The 19,336-nt window shown below is 68.9% G+C and carries 18 protein-coding genes and 1 tRNA gene; 10 read left to right on the forward strand and 9 right to left on the reverse strand.

The window, feature by feature from the left end; genetic code table 11:
* Window positions 1-4: 4 nt before the first annotated feature.
* Genes A2G96_RS25310 through A2G96_RS25335 form a run of 6 tightly spaced genes read right to left on the reverse strand, consistent with a single transcriptional unit; the run spans window position 5 to window position 6,297 of the window.
* On the reverse strand, window positions 5-1,057 hold the full coding sequence (locus tag A2G96_RS25310) for a bifunctional UDP-4-keto-pentose/UDP-xylose synthase (protein ID WP_062802944.1): 1,053 nt from the start codon (window positions 1,055-1,057) through the stop codon (window positions 5-7).
* On the reverse strand, window positions 1,054-1,995 hold the full coding sequence (locus tag A2G96_RS25315; RefSeq protein WP_062802945.1) for a formyltransferase: 942 nt from the start codon (window positions 1,993-1,995) through the stop codon (window positions 1,054-1,056). Before A2G96_RS25315 ends, A2G96_RS25310 begins: the two co-directional genes overlap by 4 nt.
* Entirely contained in the window at window positions 1,995-2,951 is a 957-nt protein-coding gene (locus A2G96_RS25320; protein WP_417926441.1) for a glycosyltransferase, read from the reverse strand. Before A2G96_RS25320 ends, A2G96_RS25315 begins: the two co-directional genes overlap by 1 nt.
* A complete protein-coding gene (locus A2G96_RS25325; RefSeq protein ID WP_062802947.1) occupies window positions 2,948-4,120 on the reverse strand; it encodes a DegT/DnrJ/EryC1/StrS family aminotransferase in 1,173 nt (390 codons plus the stop codon). Before A2G96_RS25325 ends, A2G96_RS25320 begins: the two co-directional genes overlap by 4 nt.
* A 53-nt stretch (window positions 4,121-4,173) precedes the next feature.
* Window positions 4,174-4,545, reverse strand: a complete 372-nt coding sequence (locus A2G96_RS25330; RefSeq protein WP_062802948.1) for a DMT family transporter — start codon at window positions 4,543-4,545, stop codon at window positions 4,174-4,176.
* 18 nt (window positions 4,546-4,563) lie between these two features.
* Complete coding sequence (locus tag A2G96_RS25335) at window positions 4,564-6,297, reverse strand: glycosyltransferase family 39 protein (protein ID WP_062802949.1); 1,734 nt, start codon at window positions 6,295-6,297, stop codon at window positions 4,564-4,566.
* 457 nt (window positions 6,298-6,754) lie between these two features.
* Here A2G96_RS25335 and A2G96_RS25340 point away from each other — a divergent pair, with 457 nt between their 5' ends.
* On the forward strand, window positions 6,755-7,651 hold the full coding sequence (locus tag A2G96_RS25340) for a hypothetical protein (RefSeq protein ID WP_062802950.1): 897 nt from the start codon (window positions 6,755-6,757) through the stop codon (window positions 7,649-7,651).
* Between the two features lie 82 nt (window positions 7,652-7,733).
* Here A2G96_RS25340 and A2G96_RS25345 read toward each other — a convergent pair whose 3' ends face one another.
* Both A2G96_RS25345 and A2G96_RS25350 read right to left on the reverse strand, forming a co-directional pair.
* Entirely contained in the window at window positions 7,734-8,057 is a 324-nt protein-coding gene (locus tag A2G96_RS25345; RefSeq protein ID WP_062802951.1) for a hypothetical protein, read from the reverse strand.
* A gap of 185 nt (window positions 8,058-8,242) precedes the next feature.
* Window positions 8,243-9,172, reverse strand: a complete 930-nt coding sequence (locus A2G96_RS25350; RefSeq protein WP_062802952.1) for an amino acid ABC transporter substrate-binding protein — start codon at window positions 9,170-9,172, stop codon at window positions 8,243-8,245.
* A 238-nt stretch (window positions 9,173-9,410) separates the two neighbouring features.
* Between A2G96_RS25350 and A2G96_RS25355 the strand changes: the two genes are divergently transcribed.
* On the forward strand, window positions 9,411-9,698 hold the full coding sequence (locus A2G96_RS25355; RefSeq protein ID WP_062802953.1) for a DUF2917 domain-containing protein: 288 nt from the start codon (window positions 9,411-9,413) through the stop codon (window positions 9,696-9,698).
* Here A2G96_RS25355 and A2G96_RS25360 read toward each other — a convergent pair.
* On the reverse strand, window positions 9,667-10,599 hold the full coding sequence (locus A2G96_RS25360) for a LysR substrate-binding domain-containing protein (RefSeq protein ID WP_062802954.1): 933 nt from the start codon (window positions 10,597-10,599) through the stop codon (window positions 9,667-9,669). The genes A2G96_RS25355 and A2G96_RS25360 overlap by 32 nt on opposite strands.
* 171 nt (window positions 10,600-10,770) lie before the next feature.
* Here A2G96_RS25360 and A2G96_RS25365 point away from each other — a divergent pair, with 171 nt between their 5' ends.
* The 8 genes from A2G96_RS25365 to A2G96_RS25400 all read left to right on the forward strand — a co-directional run bounded on the left by A2G96_RS25365 (window position 10,771) and on the right by A2G96_RS25400 (window position 19,201).
* A complete protein-coding gene (locus A2G96_RS25365) occupies window positions 10,771-12,039 on the forward strand; it encodes an MFS transporter (protein WP_062802955.1) in 1,269 nt (422 codons plus the stop codon).
* Between the two features lie 304 nt (window positions 12,040-12,343).
* On the forward strand, window positions 12,344-13,468 hold the full coding sequence (locus A2G96_RS25370) for an acyltransferase family protein (protein ID WP_062802956.1): 1,125 nt from the start codon (window positions 12,344-12,346) through the stop codon (window positions 13,466-13,468).
* A 266-nt stretch (window positions 13,469-13,734) separates the two neighbouring features.
* Window positions 13,735-14,973, forward strand: coding sequence for a GTP cyclohydrolase II (locus tag A2G96_RS25375; RefSeq protein ID WP_062802957.1), 1,239 nt, complete (start codon window positions 13,735-13,737; stop codon window positions 14,971-14,973).
* Window positions 14,970-16,265, forward strand: a complete 1,296-nt coding sequence (locus tag A2G96_RS25380) for a URC4/urg3 family protein (protein ID WP_062802958.1) — start codon at window positions 14,970-14,972, stop codon at window positions 16,263-16,265. The genes A2G96_RS25375 and A2G96_RS25380 overlap by 4 nt, the downstream gene beginning before the upstream one ends.
* Before the next feature lie 55 nt (window positions 16,266-16,320).
* The gene (gene upp / locus A2G96_RS25385) at window positions 16,321-17,016 is read left to right on the forward strand and encodes a uracil phosphoribosyltransferase (protein WP_082819099.1); all 696 of its coding nucleotides are present in this window, start codon (window positions 16,321-16,323) and stop codon (window positions 17,014-17,016) included.
* Window positions 17,016-17,696 carry a TetR/AcrR family transcriptional regulator gene (locus A2G96_RS25390; RefSeq protein WP_062802959.1) on the forward strand — a complete coding sequence of 227 codons (681 nt, stop codon included), beginning with the start codon at window positions 17,016-17,018 and terminating at the stop codon, window positions 17,694-17,696. Before upp ends, A2G96_RS25390 begins: the two co-directional genes overlap by 1 nt.
* A 32-nt stretch (window positions 17,697-17,728) precedes the next feature.
* Complete coding sequence (locus A2G96_RS25395; protein WP_062802960.1) at window positions 17,729-19,015, forward strand: amidohydrolase family protein; 1,287 nt, start codon at window positions 17,729-17,731, stop codon at window positions 19,013-19,015.
* A gap of 99 nt (window positions 19,016-19,114) precedes the next feature.
* A tRNA-Leu gene (locus tag A2G96_RS25400) sits at window positions 19,115-19,201 on the forward strand.
* The last annotated feature ends 135 nt before the right edge of the window (window positions 19,202-19,336 follow it).

Genomic DNA, 19,336 nt, shown 5'->3' on the forward strand with positions numbered 1-19,336 from the left:
GCGCTCAGTTGCCGGAATCGACCAGCGTGCGGGCCTCGACCACCTTGCCCCGGTACGCCTCGAAGATCCGCCGCAGCGCCGCTTCCATGCCGATCTCGGGGCGCCAGCCCAGTTCCTCGATGGTGTTGTCGATCTTCGGCACGCGGTGCTGCACGTCCTGGTAGCCCTTGCCATAGAAGTCGCCCGACGAGGTCTCGACGATCCGCGTGTGCTGCGCCTGCTGCGCGTATTCGGGGTAGTCGGCGGCCATCTTCAGCATCATCTCGGCGAGTTCGCGCACCGAGTGGATATTGTCCGGGTTGCCGATGTTGTAGATCTTGCCGCTGGCCACGCCGCCGGGATTCTCGATGATGCGCATCAACGCGCTGATGCCGTCGGCGATGTCGGCGAAGGCGCGTTGCTGCGCGCCGCCGTCGACCAGCCTGATCGGTTCGCCGCGCACGATATGGCCCAGGAACTGCGTCACCACGCGCGACGAGCCTTCCTTCGATTCGAAGATCGAGTCCAGCCCCGCGCCGATCCAGTTGAACGGGCGGAACAGCGTGTAGTTCAGGCCCTGCTCCATGCCATAGGCGTGGATCACGCGGTCCATCAGCTGCTTGGAGCAGGCGTAGATCCAGCGCGGCTTGTTGATCGGGCCGTAGACCAGCGGCGAGGCTTCGGGGTCGAATTCCTCGTCGCCGCACATGCCGTAGACCTCGGACGTTGACGGGAACACCAGGTGCTTGCGGTACTTGACCGCCGCGCGCACGATCGGCAGGTTGGCCTCGAAGTCCAGCTCGAACACGCGCAGCGGCTGGCGCACGTAGGTGGCGGGGGTGGCGATGGCGACCAGCGGCAGCACCACGTCGCACTTGCGGATGTTGTACTCGATCCACTCGCGATTGATGGTGATGTCGCCCTCGAAGAAATGCATGCGCGGGTGGTCGACCAGGTCGCCCAGGCGGTCCGTGTTCATGTCCATGCCGTAGACCTCCCACGGCGTGGTTTCCAGGATGCGACGCGTCAGGTGGTGGCCGATGAAGCCGTTGACGCCGAGAATCAGGACCTTTTTCATCGGTTTCCCTCGTTGGACTGTTCGGTATGGAGATGCCGGGCCAGCGCCTGCGGCGTGACGGCCGCGCCGTCCGCAGCCAATAGCCGCGTGACGATGACCAGGCCGCCGTCGCCGCACACGCCGACGACCTGGCCGTCACGCACCTGCAGGCCGGCAGGCGTGCCGGCGGGCATCGGCGGCACCGCGCCCGGCAGCGGCCGGCGCGCCTGCGCCACGATGAAGCGCTGCCCGCCGACTTCGGTGAACGCGCCGGGGTAGGGCGGCGCGACCGCGCGGATCAGGTTGTAGACCTCGGCGGCGGGGCGGCTCCAGTCGATGTGGCCGTCCTCGGGCTTGCGCCCCGAGTAATAGCTGCCTTCGGTCAGCCGGTTCGGGCGGCGCGGGGTCTGTCCCGCCATCATCGCGGGCAGCGCGCGCCACAGCGTCTGCTCGGCCGCAACGGTGACCTTGTCGAACACTTCGCCGGCGGTATCGTCGGGCAGGATCGGCACGGCGGTCTGGTCGACGATATCGCCCGCGTCCGGTTTGGCTTCCATCACGTGCAGCGTGGCGCCGGTCTCGGTCTCGCCGTGCAGCACCGCCCAGTTGACCGGCACGCGGCCGCGGTACTTCGGCAGCAGCGAGCCGTGCATGTTGAACGCGCCGCCCGGTGCCAGCGCCAGCACGCCGGCGGGGATCATGGCGCGATAGTAGAACGAGAAGATGACATCCGGGCGCGCATCGCGCACCGCCTGTGCGATGGCGGGATCGGCCGGGTCCTCGCCATAGAGGAACGGCACGCCCAGCTCGGCGGCGGTGTCGGCCACGCGGCGGAACCAGATGTTCTCGTCGGGCCGGTCGCGGTGGGTGATCACCAGCGCCACCTCCACGCCGCGCGCATGCAGCACGCGCAGGCAGCGCTCGCCGACATTGTGATAGGCAAAGACGACGGCGCGCATCACGGCTCCACGGTGCGGGCCGGATCGGCCTCGAGGATGGCCTTGATGCGGTAGCGCGGGCGGTCGCGCACTTCCTGGTAGATGCGGCCGACGTATTCGCCCAGCAGGCCCACGCCGAACAGCAGGATGCCGATCAGGAAGAAGTTCATGGCGAACAGCGTGAATACCCCCTGCACTTCGGAGCCAAGAACGAAGCGCCGCACCAGCAGCACCACGAACAGCACCCCCGACAGCAGCGACAGCAAGGTGCCGATGGCCGAGAACCACTGCAGCGGCACGATCGAGAAGCCGGTGACGAGGTCGAAATTCAGGCGGATCAGCTGGTACAGCGAGTACTTCGATTCGCCCGCGTGGCGCTGCTCGTGACCGACTTCGATCTCGACCGGGTTCGAGGCAAAGGTGTACGCCAGCGCCGGGATGAAGGTATTGACCTCGCGGCACGCGTTGATGGTGTCGATCACGGTGCGGTCATAGGCGCGCAGCATGCAGCCCTGGTCGGTCATGCGGATCCTGGTGATGCGCTCGCGCAGCCGGTTCATCGCGCGCGAGGCATAGCGGCGGAACGCGGTGTCGTTGCGCTGGCGGCGGATGGTGCCGACGTAGTCGTGGCCGGCACGCATGGTCTCGACCAGGCGCGGGATTTCCTCGGGCGGGTTCTGCAGGTCGGCGTCGAGCGTGATCACGATCTTGCCGCGGGTGTGCTCGAAGCCTGCCAGGATCGCCATGTGCTGGCCGAAGTTGCCGTTGAACAGCACCACCCGGGTCACGTCCGGGCGCTTGTGGAACTGCGCCGCCAGCAGCTGCGCCGAGCGGTCGACGCTGCCGTCGTTGATGAAGATGACCTCGTAGCTTTCGCCGAGGCCATCCAGCGCCGGATAGAGGCGATCGAACAGGGCTTGCAGCCCGTCTTCTTCGTTGTAGACCGGAATGACGACCGAGACCTGGACCGGGCTCATTGGGAAAGACGTTTGCATGTTTCGCTGAGGATTGCGCAGACCCGCTCCACGTCCGAGGCTTGCATCGCCGGGAACAGCGGCAGCGTGACGATGCCGCGCCCGATGCGCTCGGCGTGCGGCAGCATGCCTTCGCGCCAGCCGAGTGAGCGGTAGTAAGTGAAAAGATGGACCGGCGGGTAGTGCACGCCGGTGCCGATGCCGCGCTCGCGCATGGCTTCCATGAGCTTCTGCCGCGCCTGCGCCGGCCCGCCCTGCATGCGCTTGGTCGGCAGCACCACCTGGAACATGTGCCAGTTGGTGGTGGCCGCGTGCGGGTCCAGTGCCTGCGGCAGCTCGATGCCGAGGGCCTGCAGGCCGCTGTCGGCGGCGCAGCGGAAATAGGTGTCGGCCAGTTCGGCGCGGCGCGCGGTGATGGCGTCGAGCCGCTCCAGCTGGGCCAGGCCGACCGCGGCGTTGACATCGGTCAGGTTGAACTTGCCGCCCGGCTCTTCGACATCCATGCCGTCCAGGCCGGTGCGGATCACGCCCTGCAGCCGCAGGCGCTCGGCGCGCACGGCTTCCTCGGGCGTGTTCATCACCAGGCAGCCGCCTTCGATGGTGGTGATGTTCTTGTTGGCCTGGAAGCTGAAGCTGACCAGGTCGCCGAAGGCGCCGATGCGCTGACCGCGCCAGCGCGAATCGATCGCCTGGGCCGCGTCTTCGATCACGCGCAGCCCGTGCCTGGCGGCAATCGCGTACAGGCGTTCCATGTCGACCGGCAGGCCGGACAGGTAGACCGGCATGATCGCGCGCGTGCGCGGCGTGATGGCGGCCTCGACCGCGTCGAGGTCCAGGTTGCGCGTGCGCGGGTCGATGTCGACGAACACCGGCTTCGCGCCCACGGCCACCACCACGTTGGCGGTGGCGACCCAGGTGATGGGCGTGGTGATGACTTCATCGCCGGGGCCGATATCGGCGATGCGCAACGCGATTTCCATGGTTGCCGAACCGTTGGCGAAGGTGCGCACCGGGCGCCCGCCGAACAGGTCGGACAGCGCGGCCTCGAAGGCCTGCATCTTCGGTCCGGAGGTGATCCAGCCCGAGGCCAGCACCTTGCCGACCTCGGCAATGGCGGCGGCGTCGATCTCGGGCCGCACAAACGGCAGGAAGGCGGGAGCGGAAGCGGTCATGGCAGGCGAAGGAGACAGCGGCGGTCAGGCCAGGCGAAGGCGCGGACAGGCCTTCAGGAGCGGGCGATCAGGAAGACGCCCGCCAGTATCAGCAGGATGCCGGCCACGCGCAAGGGGCCGATGATCTCGCCGAACAGCCACCAGGCCGCGAGCGCATTGACCACGTAGCCCAGCGACAGCATCGGATAGGCGATCGACACATCGACGCGCGACAGGCCTATGATCCAGACTCCCACGCTGACCACATACAGCGTAAGCCCGGCCAGCACCGGCCATTGCGTCAGCACGCGCAGCGCCGTGACCAGCAGCGTGCCGCGATCCAGCGTGATCGCGCCGACGGCGTTGACGCCGGCCTTGAGCAGCAGTTGCGCCGCTGCGTTCAGCAGCACGCCGGACAGGATGAAAGCAAAGGTGGAAAGCGTCATGGCAAGGCGGTTGGCGGATTACGGTGCTTGCGTCTGTGCCGGCTGTCCGGGCAGGGCGAAATTGGCGACCGCCACGCGCCGGCGGTCTGCGGCGATCTTGTGCATCGGCACGCCGCGCGCGGCCAGCGCGGCGTAGGTCTGCGGCGCCATGATCGCCACCGCGCGCTGGCCGTCCTGCCAGCGCGCGAGGAACTGGTCGACGCTCGGGATCCACTTCTGCGGTTCCTGCCGGATGCCGAATTCGAGTTCGTCCGGATGCTCGACCAGGATCGTGGTGCGGCGCAGGTAGAACGGCAGCGTGTGGTCCAGCAGCCGCACGCTGTACAGCGGCATGTCGGGCGCCAGCACGGCATTGATCGCGGGCACCAGGTCCGCGCCGGAGCTCGGCCGGCCCATCACCTCGTGGGCGCGCAGTCCGACCGTGGCGCAGACGAACATGGCCAGCGCGTACGCCACCACGCTGGGGAACACCCCGCGCGTGCGTAGCAGCCGGCGGGCCAGCAACGCGCCGCCCAGCATCACGGCAAAGGCGAGGGCGAGCCATTGCGCGAATTCACGATACACCGCATTGGGCGTGCCCGGCTTTTCCATCATGCCGACGAACGGGATCGCGATCAGCCCGATCACGCCGAGCGCAACCATGGCATTGACCTGCCAGCGCCACGCGCGTTCCGTGGTGGTATCCAGCGCCACGCCGGCAAGCAGCGCCAGCGCCGGGAAGACCGGCACGATATAGCCTGGCAGCTTGGAGCCGGACAGGCTGAAGAAAACGAAGATCGCCACCGCCCACAGGCCGGCCAGCAGCGCCGGCTGGAACGGGCGCGGCGCATTGCCGCGCGCCACCCCGGCGCGTTCGCGCACCGCCTGCCACATCTGCGGCACCAGGCCCAGCCAGGGCAGGAAGCCGCCCAGCAGCAGCGGCACGAAGAACCAGAGCGCGCCCTCGCGGTGGTGCACGTTGGAGGTGTAGCGCTGCCAGTGCTCGTGGATAAAGAAAAAGCGCAGGAACTCCGGGTTGCGTTCAGCCATCAGCCAGAACCACGGCACCGTGACCGCCAGCAGCACCGCGATGCCGGCCAGCAGATGCAGGCGGCCCCACAGCTTCCAGTCGCGCGTCGCCAGCGTATAGACCACCAGCACCAGCCCGGGCAAGGCCAGTCCGACCAGTCCCTTGACCAGCACCGCCACCCCCATCGCCGCCCAGCACGCCAGCATCCAGTTGCGTCGCACGGCCGGCGTGGCCGCCGGATGCTGGGCCAGCAGCATGCAGGCGAGCACGCAGGCCATGGCCCCGGACAGCGTCATGTCGAGCGAATTGAAGTGCCCGGCGACATTCCACATCGGCGCCGACACCAGCACCAGCCCGGTCAGCATCGCCACGCGGCAGCCGTACCAGCGCGCCGCGGCCAGCATCGACACGCCGATGCCCAGCATGCCGGACAACGCCACGCACAGCCGCGCCTGCCAGTCGCCGACCCCGAACAGGGTGTAGGCCAGCGCCGTCACCCACATGTGGAAGGGCGGCTTCTCGAAATACTTGAGTTCGTGGTAGCGGATCGTGACCCAGTCGCCGGTGGCGACCATCTCGCGGGCAATCTCGGCGTAGCGGCCTTCATCGGAGCGCAGCAGGTGGCGCATGTCCAGGGTACCGAACCAGACCAGCAGGATCAGCAGGCCAACCAGCATGGCGGTACTTGCGGTGGCTCCGATGGACGGCGCGGCGGCAAACCGCGAGGTCGATGAACTACGCATGGATCTCCTGGAAAAGCGCGGCGGACCGGGGCTCGGGCGACGCGCCATGACGGCGAAGCCATCACAACGCAGAGCCGGGCCTGGCGGTGCACAAGGCGCGGAAACATCCGCGCGGGCGCGCTGCTGGCACACCGTGACCGCCAGGCGCCGTAGACGCCACAACCGCTGGGATACGCGAGGCGCGCAATGGTAGCACGGCGGCCACGTCACTCCGGACGGATTGGGCGAGTGCCGCCAGCGCCGTTTGCGCGACAGATGCGGTGTATAAAGCATACGCGGCCAGCAGAACGCCCCGATCGTGCCCGGCAGCCACGTCGGCATGTCCGTTAGACCGTCGCGGGCGTGAAATGAGCAGTTACACGCGCAACAAAAACGCGATAATTCCGATGTCACGCAGTCAGATATCAACGGGACCGGCGCTGACTTCGGTGGCGGAAAAATCCAGACGGGGATCGATGTGAAGACAGAGCTTCAGCAATTCCGGCAGGCCGGCCTGGTGGCGTGCGCGGCGCTGTTGACGGCGCTCTCCGCGCCCGCCGGTGCGCAGGGCATGGCGGTCCTGCCCGGCACCGGCGGCATCGCCCAGGCCGCGGCCAGCCAGGCGCAGGCCGCCGCCGCGGCAGTGCTGTGCAATGCGCCGTGGTTCCGCTCCGGCTCGCATGTGCAGATGGAAGGCGACGGCGTGATGCCGATGTCGATCCGCATGACCCTGCGCGATGTCAAGCGCAGCCCGACCGGATGCCGCGCCCAGCTCGAGGTCAATTCCAAGTCGGCGCTGTCCGCGCTGATGGGGCCGCCGGTGATCACCAACCAGGTCCACGAGGTGGTGATCGAGCGCAGTGCGCCCGAGGCGCAGACCAGCATCGAAAGCCAGCGGGCCGTCATCAACGCGCGCGCACGCTACGCCCGCATGTACGGCGAGGCAGCGTTCCGCGGCAAGGGAGTGTTCAACTACGCCGGCCTGGACCTGCGCGAAGGCACCACGCTGGAGGGCGAAGTGTTCCGTTCCAGCGTCTCGCTGAAGGTCTATCCGCTGGGCTCCGATGAAGCGGTCAGCACCATGGACGCGCAGCGGGCCACCATCCATATCGGGTCGCGCCACGTGGGCAGGCTGCAGATGATCGACACCCTGATGGGCCGCAAGGAATGCCAGCCGATTTCGTACGACAAGCGCACCTCGCTGGGGCCGCTGATGATCGGTGGCGAGCTGGTGCAGGTCGAGCCCACCGTGATGCACGTCACCGACTGGTACTGCCCGGCCGAGGCCTTCGTGCTGCGCACCGAGGTGCGCCAGGATGACAAGGTGCAGCGTGTCGATGTGACCGCGCTGGAGCTCGATACTCAGGCGCCGTAGCCCGCGCCATCGCCACCTCGCCCGCGAGGGCACAAAAAAACCCGCCGCGGCGGGTTTTCCTGTATCCGTAAGCAGCCGTGGTTCAGCTGGCAGCCGGAGCGGGGGTGGCTTTCTTCTTGCTGCTCTTGTTGTTCTTTTTCTTGGTGCCTTGCTTGGCCGGCTTCTTGTCGGCGGCAGGGGCGGACGGGTCGGCCAGGTCGGTGCGGGTGCTCTTGTTCGCGCCCTGGCTGTACGGATCGAACTTGTCGCCGGCCTTGGCGCCCTGGCTGTACGGGTCGAACTTCTCGCCCGACTTGGCACCCTGGGAATACGGATCGAACTGCTGCTTGCCGCCGGTCTGTGCCTGCACGGCCAGCGAAGCGGCGCCAAGGCAGAGTGCGATCGCGGTCGCGACGAACTTGTTCATGGTTTCTCCTGAGATATGCCGCCGTCGGCGGTCGTGTTTATGGCCTGCCCTGTACCGGGATGGCTCGGGCCAGTGTCGCCAACATCATTCACGACTGTCAACTTGGGGCTTGCCCGGCACCACAACCTCATGGAAACCCTGAATTGCGGCGCCAGCGCGATTGCGCATGGCGCCGCCGGCGCGACTTATTCGGTGACCGCGTCGGACGGATGTTTCCAGGCCGCGCGCACCTCGCCCGAAGGCGCCAGCGCCAGGTTGATGCCGCGGCTGCCGATGGGCTGCTGGAACCAGCGCTGCTGCAGCGCCGTGACCTCGGGGCCGGCGAAGGTGGTCGCCAGGGTCTGGTCGACCAGGCGCTTCCATTCCGTATCGGCCTTGGACAGCATCAGCGCGTTCTGCTCGACCGACAGCGCCGGGCCGACGATGACGAATTGCGAAGGATCCTTGGCGCGCGCGCGCAGTCCGGCCAGCAGCACGTCGTCCATCACGAAGGCCTGGGCGCGGCCCGACTCCAGCAGCAGGAACGATTCGCCGTGGTCCTTGGCGTAAACGTCGTGATAGCCGTACTGGCCCTTGAAGCGGCGCACGTGGCGGTCGCCGGTCGAGCCTGCGCTGGTGACCACGGTCTTGCCACGCAGGTCCGCGAACGAGCGGATGCCCGAGTCCGCCCGCACCAGCATGCGCACCGTCGACACATAGTGCGAGACGCTGAACGCAACCTGCTTCTGGCGCTCGAGCGAGTTGGTGTTGGGGGCGCAATCGAGGTCGACCAGCCCGTTCACCACCGCCGGAATGCGGTTCTGCGGCGTCAGCGGCATCCAGCGCACCTTCAGGTCCTTCAGCCCCAGCTTCTGGCGCGCCGCCTCGGCCGCGCGCAGGCACAGGTCGACGGCATAGCCGGCCGGCTGGCCCTTGTCGTCGGCAAACGAGAACGGCAGCGCCGATTCACGGTAGCCCAGCACGATGGTGCCGGCGTCGCGGATCTTGTCGAGCACCGGACTCTGGGCGCTTGCCGCGGCCGGGGCCAGCATGGCGGCGGCGCCGGCGGCAAGCAGGATTGCCGCGAGCGGGCGGCGGGCGCGGGAAAGGCGGGTGGTAAGGGCAAAGGCAGACATGCGGGGGAAACCGGGATAACAGCCGGTAATGCGGCAAAGGCGCTAGGGTATACCCCCGGTCGGGGCGCGGTGAAGGACATTCTGGTCATAAGCAAATTCCGCGGCCGCGCCGCGACGCCAGAACTGGGACCGCCGATGCCGCGCGCGCATGCGGCGCCGGCATGGCTGGCCGACGCATTGCTCATGGCGAGGCCCGGCGCCGCCCAACACAATGAAAAGGCCCTAACCGGAGCCTTTCATGTCACGCACTTTTTCCCTGGAAGCGGAATGCCTCGGCCTGCGGCTGCGCGCGGGCACGGAAGTGGTCTGTCGCGGCGGCAACCTGTGGCTGACCTTCGAGGTGCCGGGCCGGCCATCGCCCGATGTGTTGCTGGCGCCGGGCGAGTGCCATCGGCTGCAGGCAGACGCGGAGGTGTTCGTCGCGGCCCTGCACGGCGCGGGCCCGGCGCTGTGCCGGATCGACGCGCCGCCGCGCCGGGCCGGGCAGCGGCGGTTCAGCTGGCTGCGGGGCGCGCGGGCATCTTGACCGTCTGCGCGGCTTCCTGGCAGATCCACTGCGCCACGCGTTTGACGTCGGCCCGCGGCTGCGCGGCGGCCTGGATCAGCCAGTAGGCGTTCGGGCTTGGCGGGGCCTGCCGCGCGGTCGGGACCAGCGCCAGCTGGCCGCCGTCGACCAGCGGCCGCACCAGTTCCAGCCGCCCCAGCGCGATCCCTTGCCCTGCCAGCGCCGCCTGGATGACTTGGTCATACTGGTTGAAGCGCAGCATGCCGCGCTGGCTGGCCTGGCGCAGGTCGCGCGCGGCCAGCCAGCTGCGCCACTGCAGCCACGGGCGCGGATCGTCGAACTCCAGCAGCGGCAGCTGCAGCAGCGCATCGCTGTGCGGCGCGAGCGCGGCCAGCAGCGACGGATGCGCGATCGGGGCGATATGCTCGCCGAACAGGCGCACGGCATCGGGCGGCGCCGCGGCGTCGCGGCAATAGCGCACCGCGAGGTCGATCCCTTCTTCACGCAGGTCGCTGATGCGGTTGCTGGCCGACAGCCGCACATCCAGGTGCGGGTGGGCCTTCTGCAGGCTGCCCAGCCGCGGCAGCAGCCACAGGCCGGTCACGCCGATGCTGGCGGTGACGGTGACCGGCTGCCGGCCCTCGCCGCGGCGCACCTCGGCCACCACGTCCTGGAGCTGCTGCAGCGCGCTGTCGGCGCTGCGGAACAGGCGCTCGCCCTCGGCGGTGAAGGCGACGCCGCGATGCTTGCGCACGAACAGCTGCACCTTCAGCTGCGCCTCCAGCGCATGGATCTGGCGGCTTACCGCCGACTGGGTCAGGCACAGGTCGTCCGCCGCCTGCGTAATGCTCATGCGCCGGCCGACGGCGACGAAGCCCTTGAGCAGATCGAGCGAGAACAGGCGAACCAGCGGGGTGGACATGCGGTGAGCTCCGGGCAGACGCGCGAGCTTCATTACAGCACGATCCGGCAGGCTTTTGCCATGCGCGTCACGCATGGCAGAGCGACCGAAAGATCGGTTGAAGCCAGGCCTGCCGTCGCTTGCAATAGAGCCATCGCGCCTGCGGGCGACATCGATCGACAAGGGGCTGCCATGACCATCCACCTGCCACGCTCGTGCACTTCCGGCGCCACGCCCTGGTGGCGGCAACTGTGGGTGCTGGTGCTGGCCGGGGGCGTGTTGATGGGCATGGCGCTGGGCGCGCGCCATGTGCAGGGGCTGTTCATGCTGCCCATCATTGCCGAGCGCGGCTGGACCCGCGAGACCTTCGCCTTCGCCATGGCGGTGCAGAACCTGGCGTGGGGGCTGGCGCAGCCGTTCACCGGCATGCTGGCCGACCGCTACGGCTCGTGGAAGGTGATGGCGGGCGGGCTGGCGCTGTATGCCGCGGGGCTGTATGGGATGACGCAGGCGCATACGTCGACGGCACTGGTGTGGTCGGCGGGACTGTGCCTCGGCGTGGCCTTGTCCGGCACCACCTTCGGCGTGGTCTACGGCGCGCTCAGCCGGATGACCGGGGCCGCGCAGCGCAGCCGCGCGCTGGGGCTGGCCGGCGCCGTTGGCGGCATCGCCCAGTTTGCGCTGGTGCCGGGCGTCCAGGCGCTGCTGGTCAGTACCGGGTGGGTGGCCGCGCTGCTGTTGCTTGCCGTGGCGATGGCCGTGCTGGTGCCGCTGGCGCTGCCGTTCCAGGACCGCGGCGCGGCGGCAGCGCCGGATCACCGCGCGCCGGATGCGGCCGCGGGCCAGCCGTTGCGCGCCGCCGTGCGCGAGGCCTTCGGCCATTCGGGCTTCTGGCTGCTCAACCTGGGCTTTCTTGCGTGCGGCTTCCAGCTGGCCTTTATCGCCAGCCATTTGCCGGCCTACCTGCTGGACCGCGGCATGCGTGCGGCCGACGGCATGGCGGCCCTCGCCATCATCGCGCTGGCCAACGTGGCCGGCGTCTATCTGTGCGGGCTGCTGGGCGGGCGTCACAGCAAGAAGTACCTGCTCGCCGGCATTTACCTCGCGCGCACCGCGGCGATGGCGCTGTTTCTGCTGCTGCCGCTGAGCCCGGCGACGCTGTACGCCTTCAGTGCGGCGATGGGGTTGCTGTGGCTGGGCACGGTGCCGCTGACCAACGGCATCCTGGCCCAGGTGTTCGGCGTGCGCTATCTCGCCACGCTGTTCGGCTTCGTGTTCCTGGGCCATCAGCTCGGCTCCTTCCTGGGGGTGTGGCTGGGCGGGCTGGTGTTCGAGCTGACGCGCTCGTACGACGCGGTCTGGTACGGCGCCATGGCGCTGGGCATCGTCGCCGCGGCGCTGCATTCGCCGATCGACGATCGCCAGATCGTCCGCAGCGGACTGACGGCGGCGCGGCCATGAAGCCCGCCAGGTCAGGTATGCGCGCGCTGGGGCCGTGGCTGTCGGGACTCGGCCTCGCCGCGTCGTGCGCGTTGGCCCTGGCAGGGTGGCTGGACCCTTCCTATGCCCAGGCATGGATAGCGCTGATGGCGCTGTGCCAATAGCGCCAACCTGCTGGCGCTGGGGCAGCGCAGCGGCTGTCGGGCCGGCAACAAGCGCGGCCACTGTGTAACCAATCCGCAGAATGTAGGCATTGCGCCACATTAGATGGCCACGCAGCGGGTAGAATCGCGCCTTCCGTGCCCTTTGCATCCTCCCTATAACAATGAGCCCCCGCCCGTCGCGCCTGCCGTGCATCGACGCCCTCAAAGCCGTCAGTTCGCAACTGATCGTCCTGCACCACCTCGCCTTTTATGGACCGATGTCCGACGCCGCCTACCAACTGGCGCCAGGGCTGGTGGACTGGCTCTATGACTACGCCCGCATCGCGGTGCAGGTGTTCCTGGTGGTCAGCGGCTTCCTGGCGGCGCGCAGCCTGGCGCCCGACGGACGGCTGGAGATCCGCCAGCACCCGCTGTCGCTGCTGTGGCGCCGCTACCAGAAACTGGTGGTGCCGTTTGCCGCGGCGATCCTGCTCAGCATTGCCGGCGCCGCCGTGGCGCGGCACTGGATGACGCATGACTCGATCCCGGCGTCGCCTACGCTGGGCCAGCTGCTCGCGCACCTGACGCTGCTCCATGACATCGTCGATGTCGACGCGTTGTCGGCCGGGGCCTGGTACGTGGCCATCGACCTGCAGTTGTTCGCGCTGCTGCTGGGCACGCTGTGGGCCGCACGCGCGGTGTCGCGCGGCAGGGCGCCCGCGGGGGTGGCGGTCAGCATCGGCCTGGTGGCGCTGGCGGCCGGGGCGTCGCTGTTCTGGTTCAACCGCGATGCCGCGTGGGATATCTGGGCGGTGTACTTCTTCGGAGCCTATGGCATGGGCACGCTGGCCTACTGGGCGTCCGCCCCCGGCCGCCCGCTGCTGCCGCTGGCGCTGCTCGGCGCGGTCGCGCTGGGCGCGCTGGTGCTGGACTTCCGTTTGCGCATTGCCGTGGCGCTGGCCACCGCGCTGCTGCTGGCGCTGGCGCGCCGCGGCGAATGGCTGGAACGCTGGCCGCGGGCGCGCGTGGTGGGGTACTTCGGGCGCATCTCCTATTCCGTGTTCCTGGTTCATTTCCCGGTGTGCCTGGTGGTCAACGCGCTGATGTCGCAGCTGGCGCCGGGGCAGCCGGTGCTGAACGCGCTCGGCATGGCCGCGGCCTGGATGCTGAGCAATGTGGCGGGTGCCGTGTTCTACCGCTTCGTCGAAAGCGCGCAGCCGTTCGCGGCACTGCGGGCGTCGCTGGGCGGCCGCCAGGACGCGGCAGGCGGCTCCGGCCCGGGCTCGGCCAGCCGCCCGACCATGTAACCCTTGCAACCATCGCCGCACGCCGTACGCGGAGCGCGCTTGCGTTACGCGGACGCGCGCGGCATCCGGGTGGTGCATGCAAGCCGCCGGCGTGGTGCCTTCGGCACGCCGGGCGTGCAAGGCACTGCCACGGACTTGCGTTGGACGCCACACACACAGGCGCAACACTGGCGTAAACGGGCATTGGGGGATGGCATAAAGGTTGCCTAGTATGGAATCGTAAACCTGACCGATTGGTCAGGATTCCATCGGGAACCGAGGGTGTCATGTCCGACCATATCGTCCTGACTTCGCACGCGCGCCGCGACAAGCCGGCCGAGCCGATCCACTGGGGCGCCCCCACGGCGGCGGAGCGTGGACCGGTGATCGCCAGCCTGGCCAATCCGGCGCAGCGCAATGTGATCGGCACCCACGCCGGCGCCTACGCCATCTACCGTGCCCTCGCGGTCGCCTCCGGCACGCTGCAGCGCGACCACCGTCCCGACCTGACCGATACTGCGCCCGCCGAGGCCATCGGCCCGCATCCGCAGTGGGGCGACCCGGACAAGATCGTCTCGCTCGACCCGTGGGGGCACCTGGTTTCCAGCGTCTTTGCCGAACGCATCGCCGCCGGCGTCGATATCCGCCCGACCATCGCGGTGACGCGTGCGCACATCAACATGCCGGAGCTGGTCTCGGCCATCGCCGCGGGCCGGCTCAAGCCCGACGGCAACCTGTTGCATGCCAATGGCGACGTGCGCGTGACCAAGGCTGCGGTCGACCCGGTGTGGTACCTGCCCGGCATGGCGGCCCGCTTCGGCATCAAGGAAAGCGTGCTGCGCCGCAGCCTGTTCGAACAGACCGGCGGCATGTTCCCGGAACTGGTCACGCGGCCGGACCTGAAGGTTTTCTTGCCGCCGATCGGCGGCATGACGCTGTATTTCTTCGGCGATGTCAGCCAGCTGGGCAAGCCCGAGACCCGCGTGGCCTGCCGCGTGCACGATGAATGCAACGGATCGGATGTGTTCGGGTCAGACATCTGTACCTGCCGGCCGTACCTGGCACACGGCATCGAGGTGTGCATCGAGATGGCGCAGCAGGGTGGTGTCGGGCTGGTGGTCTACAACCGCAAGGAGGGCCGCGCGCTGGGCGAGGTGACCAAGTTCCTGGTCTACAACGCGCGCAAGCGCCAGGCGGGCGGCGACCGCGCCGAGACTTATTTTGCCCGTACCGAATGCGTGGCGGGCGTGCAGGACATGCGTTTCCAGGAGCTGATGCCGGATGTGTTCCATTGGCTGGGCATCCGCCGCATCGACCGCTGGGCGTCGATGAGCAACATGAAGCATGGCGCGCTGGTGGCGCAGGGCATCGAGGTGGTCGAGCAGGTGGCGATCCCCGAGGCGCTGATCCCCGCCGACGCCCGTGTCGAGATCGACGCCAAGGTGGCCGCCGGCTACTTCACGCACTACACGCCGCCGGATGCGAACGAACTGGCCCTGGCAAAGGGCAGGGGGTTGAACGAATGACGAGGTATCCCGAGGACAGTGCCGGCAACGGACGCCATGACAACGGCTGGCTCAGCCCGGTGCCCGAAGGGCATCCCGCGGCGGCGCTGCTGTGTGCCGAGGCGGTGCGCACCCATTGCGCGGCGGTCACCGAACACGTGGCCAGCGGCGCGTCCGAACTCTTCACCTGGCACCCGGACCGTGTGCATGCGATTGCCGATTACGTCGCCAGCACCATCCGGCAGCGCTATCCGGACCTGCAGGTGCCGTACCACAGCCGCTGGCGCCATTTCGAAAGCGGCGGGGCCGACCAGCGCACCGACCGCTGGCAGGTGCTGTGCGAGCGCGCCGCGCTGAGCGGTCCCGAACACCGCGAGGAGCGCGCCCGCATCGGCATCGACCTGGTGATCCCCAGCGTGCTGCTGGATGCGGGCGCCGGGCCGGAGTGGCGCTACCGCGATCCGACCAGCGACGCGGTGCTGACGCGTTCGGAAGGACTGGGCGCGGCCAGCTTCGACCTGTTTGCGCGCGGCGGCTTTTCCGCGGCGCCGGGCGACCCGCTGCGCGCCGATGCCGAGCGCCTGCAGCGCATCGATGCCGACAGCATTGCCCATGCCTTCCAGGTGGCGCAGCACAACCCGCTGGTGGGGCTGGAAGGCCGCGCCGGGCTGCTGCGCCGGCTGGGCGAGGTGATGGACGCGACCCCGGCGCTGTTCGGCCGGCCGGCGCGGCTGGGCAACCTCTACGACTACCTGAAGGAGCACGCCGTCGGCGGCCAGCTCGATGCCGGCTTCCTGCTGCGCACCTTGCTGGTGGGCCTGGGGCCGGTGTGGCCGGGGCGCATCGTGCTCGAGGGCGTGTCGCTGGGCGACTGCTGGCGCCATCCGGCGGCGCCGGGCGGGCTGGTGCCGTTCCACAAGCTGACCCAGTGGCTGACCTATTCGCTGCTGGAGCCGCTCGAGGACGCCGGCCTGACCGTGAGCGGCCTGGATGCGCTGACCGGCCTGCCCGAGTACCGCAACGGCGGCCTGCTGTACGACTTCGAGCTGATGGTGCCGCGCGATCCCGGCTTTGCCGCCGAACCGCATGCGGTCGACGAGCCCGTCATCGTCGAATGGCGCGCGCTGACCGTCAGCGGCCTGGACCTGGTGGCCGATTGCGTGCGCCAGGCGCTGGGGCTGGACGAAGCGCAGTTCCCGCTGGCGCGCGTGCTGGAAGGCGGCACCTGGGCTGCGGGACGGCGCATCGCCGCCAAGCGCCGGCCCGGCGGCGCGCCGCCGTTTGCCATCACCAGCGACGGCACGGTGTTCTGAAGGCGCCGCCTTCAGGCAGGGAAGGCTTGTGCAACGTGGTTTCAGGAGCGTCACCATGAACGACATGACCGCTGTTCCCGCAGTCGAGGCGCGCACGCCGGACCCCGCCGACCCTGCCAGCCTGTCCGGCGTGATGGTGGTCGACCATCCGCTGGTGCAGCACAAGGTCACGCTGGTGCGCAGCGAGGAGACCACCACCGACAACTTCCGCCGCCTGGTGCGCGAGATCAGCCAGCTGCTGACCTACGAGGCCACGCGCGACCTGGCGATGGAGACCATCGCCATCCGCACGCCGATCGCGGCCACGCAGTCGCGGGTGCTGTCCGGCAAGAAGCTGTGCCTGGTATCGATCCTGCGCGCGGGCAACGGCTTTATCGACGGCATGCTCGATCTGCTGCCGGCGGCGCGCGTCGGCCATATCGGCCTGTACCGCGATCCCGAGACGCTGGAGCCGATCGAGTATTACTTCAAGATGCCCGAGGACATCCAGGAGCGCATGGTGATCGTGGTCGACCCGATGCTGGCCACCGGCAATTCGGCCATCGCGGCGCTGAACCGGCTCAAGGAGGCCGGCGTCACCACCATGAAGTATGTGTGCCTGATCGCCTCGCGCCCGGGCCTGCGCGCGCTGCGCACCGCGCATCCTGACGTCGGCATCGTCACCGCGGCCATCGACGACACCCTCAACGAGCACGGCTATATCGTGCCCGGCCTGGGCGACGCCGGCGACCGCCTGTACGGCACGCGCTGATGGACTCGCGCGCCGGCCTTGCGCCGACACTGCGCGCACCGCCCGCGCGCGCGGCCGCGGGCGGCCGCATCCGGCAGGAGAACCAGGCCATGATCCTGCGCGCGGCCGAGCACGTGTTCGCGCGCGCCGGGTTTGCCGGCGCCACCATGGCGGAGATCGCCATGCGCGCGGGCGTGCCCAAGTCGAACCTGCATTACTACTTCCGCACCAAGCAGGCGCTGTACCGCGCGGTGCTGGCGCACACGCTGCAGCTGTGGCTGTCGGAAGCCGACGTGATCCGCGCCGAGTTGCCGCCGCAGGTCGCGCTGGAGCAGTACATCCGCGCCAAGATGCGGCTGTCGGCCAGCCATCCGGATGCGTCGCGGGTATTCGCCAACGAGCTGCTGCACGGCGCGCCCGAGATCGGCGAGGTGCTGCGCCACGCCCTGCGCGAACTGGTGTCGCGCAAGGCCGCGGTGGTGCAGCAGTGGATCGACCGCGGCCAGATGGCGCCGGTCGATCCGCAGCACCTGTTCTTCACCATCTGGGCCGCCACGCAGACCTACGCGGACTTTGAATCGCAGGTCTGCGCGGTGCTGGGGATCAGTCGGCTGCAGCCGCAGGACTATGCGCACGCCACCGAGCATGTGGTGGTGATGCTGCTGCGCGGCTGCGGCCTGGCGCCGGTGCCGCTGGCCTGAACTCACGCATACCGGATATCGCGACACGACCCATGCTCGACCTGATCCTGCGGCATTGCAACCTGCCCGACGGGCGCACCGGCATCGACATCGGCATTGCCGACGGCCGCATCGCCGCGGTCGAGCCGGCCCTGGCCGCGCGTGCGGGCGAAGAGATCGATGCCGCCGGCCAGCTGGTAACGCCGCCGTTCGTCGATGCGCACTTCCATATGGACTCGACGCTGTCGTACGGGCTGCCGCGCGTGAACCAGTCGGGCACGCTGCTGGAGGGCATTGCGCTGTGGGGCGAACTGAAGCCGCTGCTGACGCAGGAGGCCATCGTCGAGCGCGCGCTTGCCTATTGCGACTGGGCCGTGGCGCGCGGCCTGCTGGCGATCCGCTCGCATGTGGATGTGTGCGATCCGCGCCTGCTGGCGATCGAGGCGCTGCTGCACGTGCGCGAACGCGTGCGGCCCTACCTGGACCTGCAGCTGGTGGCGTTCCCGCAGGACGGCGTGCTGCGCGCGCCCGGCGCGCTCACCAACCTGAAGCGCGCGCTGGAGCTGGGCGTCGACGTGGTCGGCGGCATTCCGCATTTCGAGCGCACCATGGCGCAGGGGGCGGAGTCGGTGCGGCTGCTGTGCGAGCTGGCGGCGGAACGGGGCCTGCGCGTCGACATGCATTGCGACGAAAGCGACGATCCGCTGTCGCGCCATATCGAGACCCTGGCCAGCGAAACCGTACGGCTGGGCCTGCAGGGCAGGGTGGCGGGATCGCACCTGACGTCGATGCATTCGATGGACAACTACTACGTGTCCAAGCTGATCCCGCTGATGCGCGAGGCCGGCGTCGCGGCGATCGCCAATCCGCTGATCAACATCACGCTGCAGGGGCGGCACGATACCTACCCCCGGCGCCGCGGCATGACGCGCGTGCCCGAGCTGATGGCGGCGGGCGTGCCAGTGGCGTTCGGCCACGATTGCGTGATGGACCCGTGGTACGGCCTGGGCTCCGGCGACATGCTGGAAGTGGCGCACATGGGCCTGCATGTAGCGCAGATGACCGGGCAGGAGGCGATGCGCGCCTGCTTCGACGCGGTCACAGCCACGCCGGCGCGCATCCTCGGGCTGGACGGCTATGGCCTGGCGCCGGGCTGCCGCGCCGACCTGGTGCTGCTGCAGGCGCGCGATCCGGTCGAGGCGATCCGGCTGCGCGCCACGCGCCTGCGCGTGCTGCGCGCCGGCAAGACCATTGCCACCATGCCGGCGGCAACCGCGGCGCTGGCGCTGCCGGGACGGCCGGCGCAGGTGGATTTCCGGCGCGGCGGCGGTGCGGCATAGCCGGCACAAAGTTTTTTGCAGGCGGGTGTTGACAGTACCCGCTGCACTCGGCATAATTTCGTTCTTCGCATCGCAGCAGCAATAACGCAGCGAAACGAAGCCCAGATGGCGGAATTGGTAGACGCACTAGGTTCAGGTCCTAGCGGTGGCAACACTGTGGAGGTTCGAGTCCTCTTCTGGGCACCAAAATTCGGAAAGGCTCGCGCAAGCGAGCCTTTCTTCGTTTCAGGCCATGCTCCATGGCAACCACGTCCGCGCAAGCGGGCTTTTTTTGTCCGTAGCTTTCGGACATTGCGGGCATTGCCCGGACCGGCGGTTCAA

Source organism: Cupriavidus nantongensis, from assembly GCF_001598055.1.
GTDB classification, from domain to species: domain Bacteria; phylum Pseudomonadota; class Gammaproteobacteria; order Burkholderiales; family Burkholderiaceae; genus Cupriavidus; species Cupriavidus nantongensis.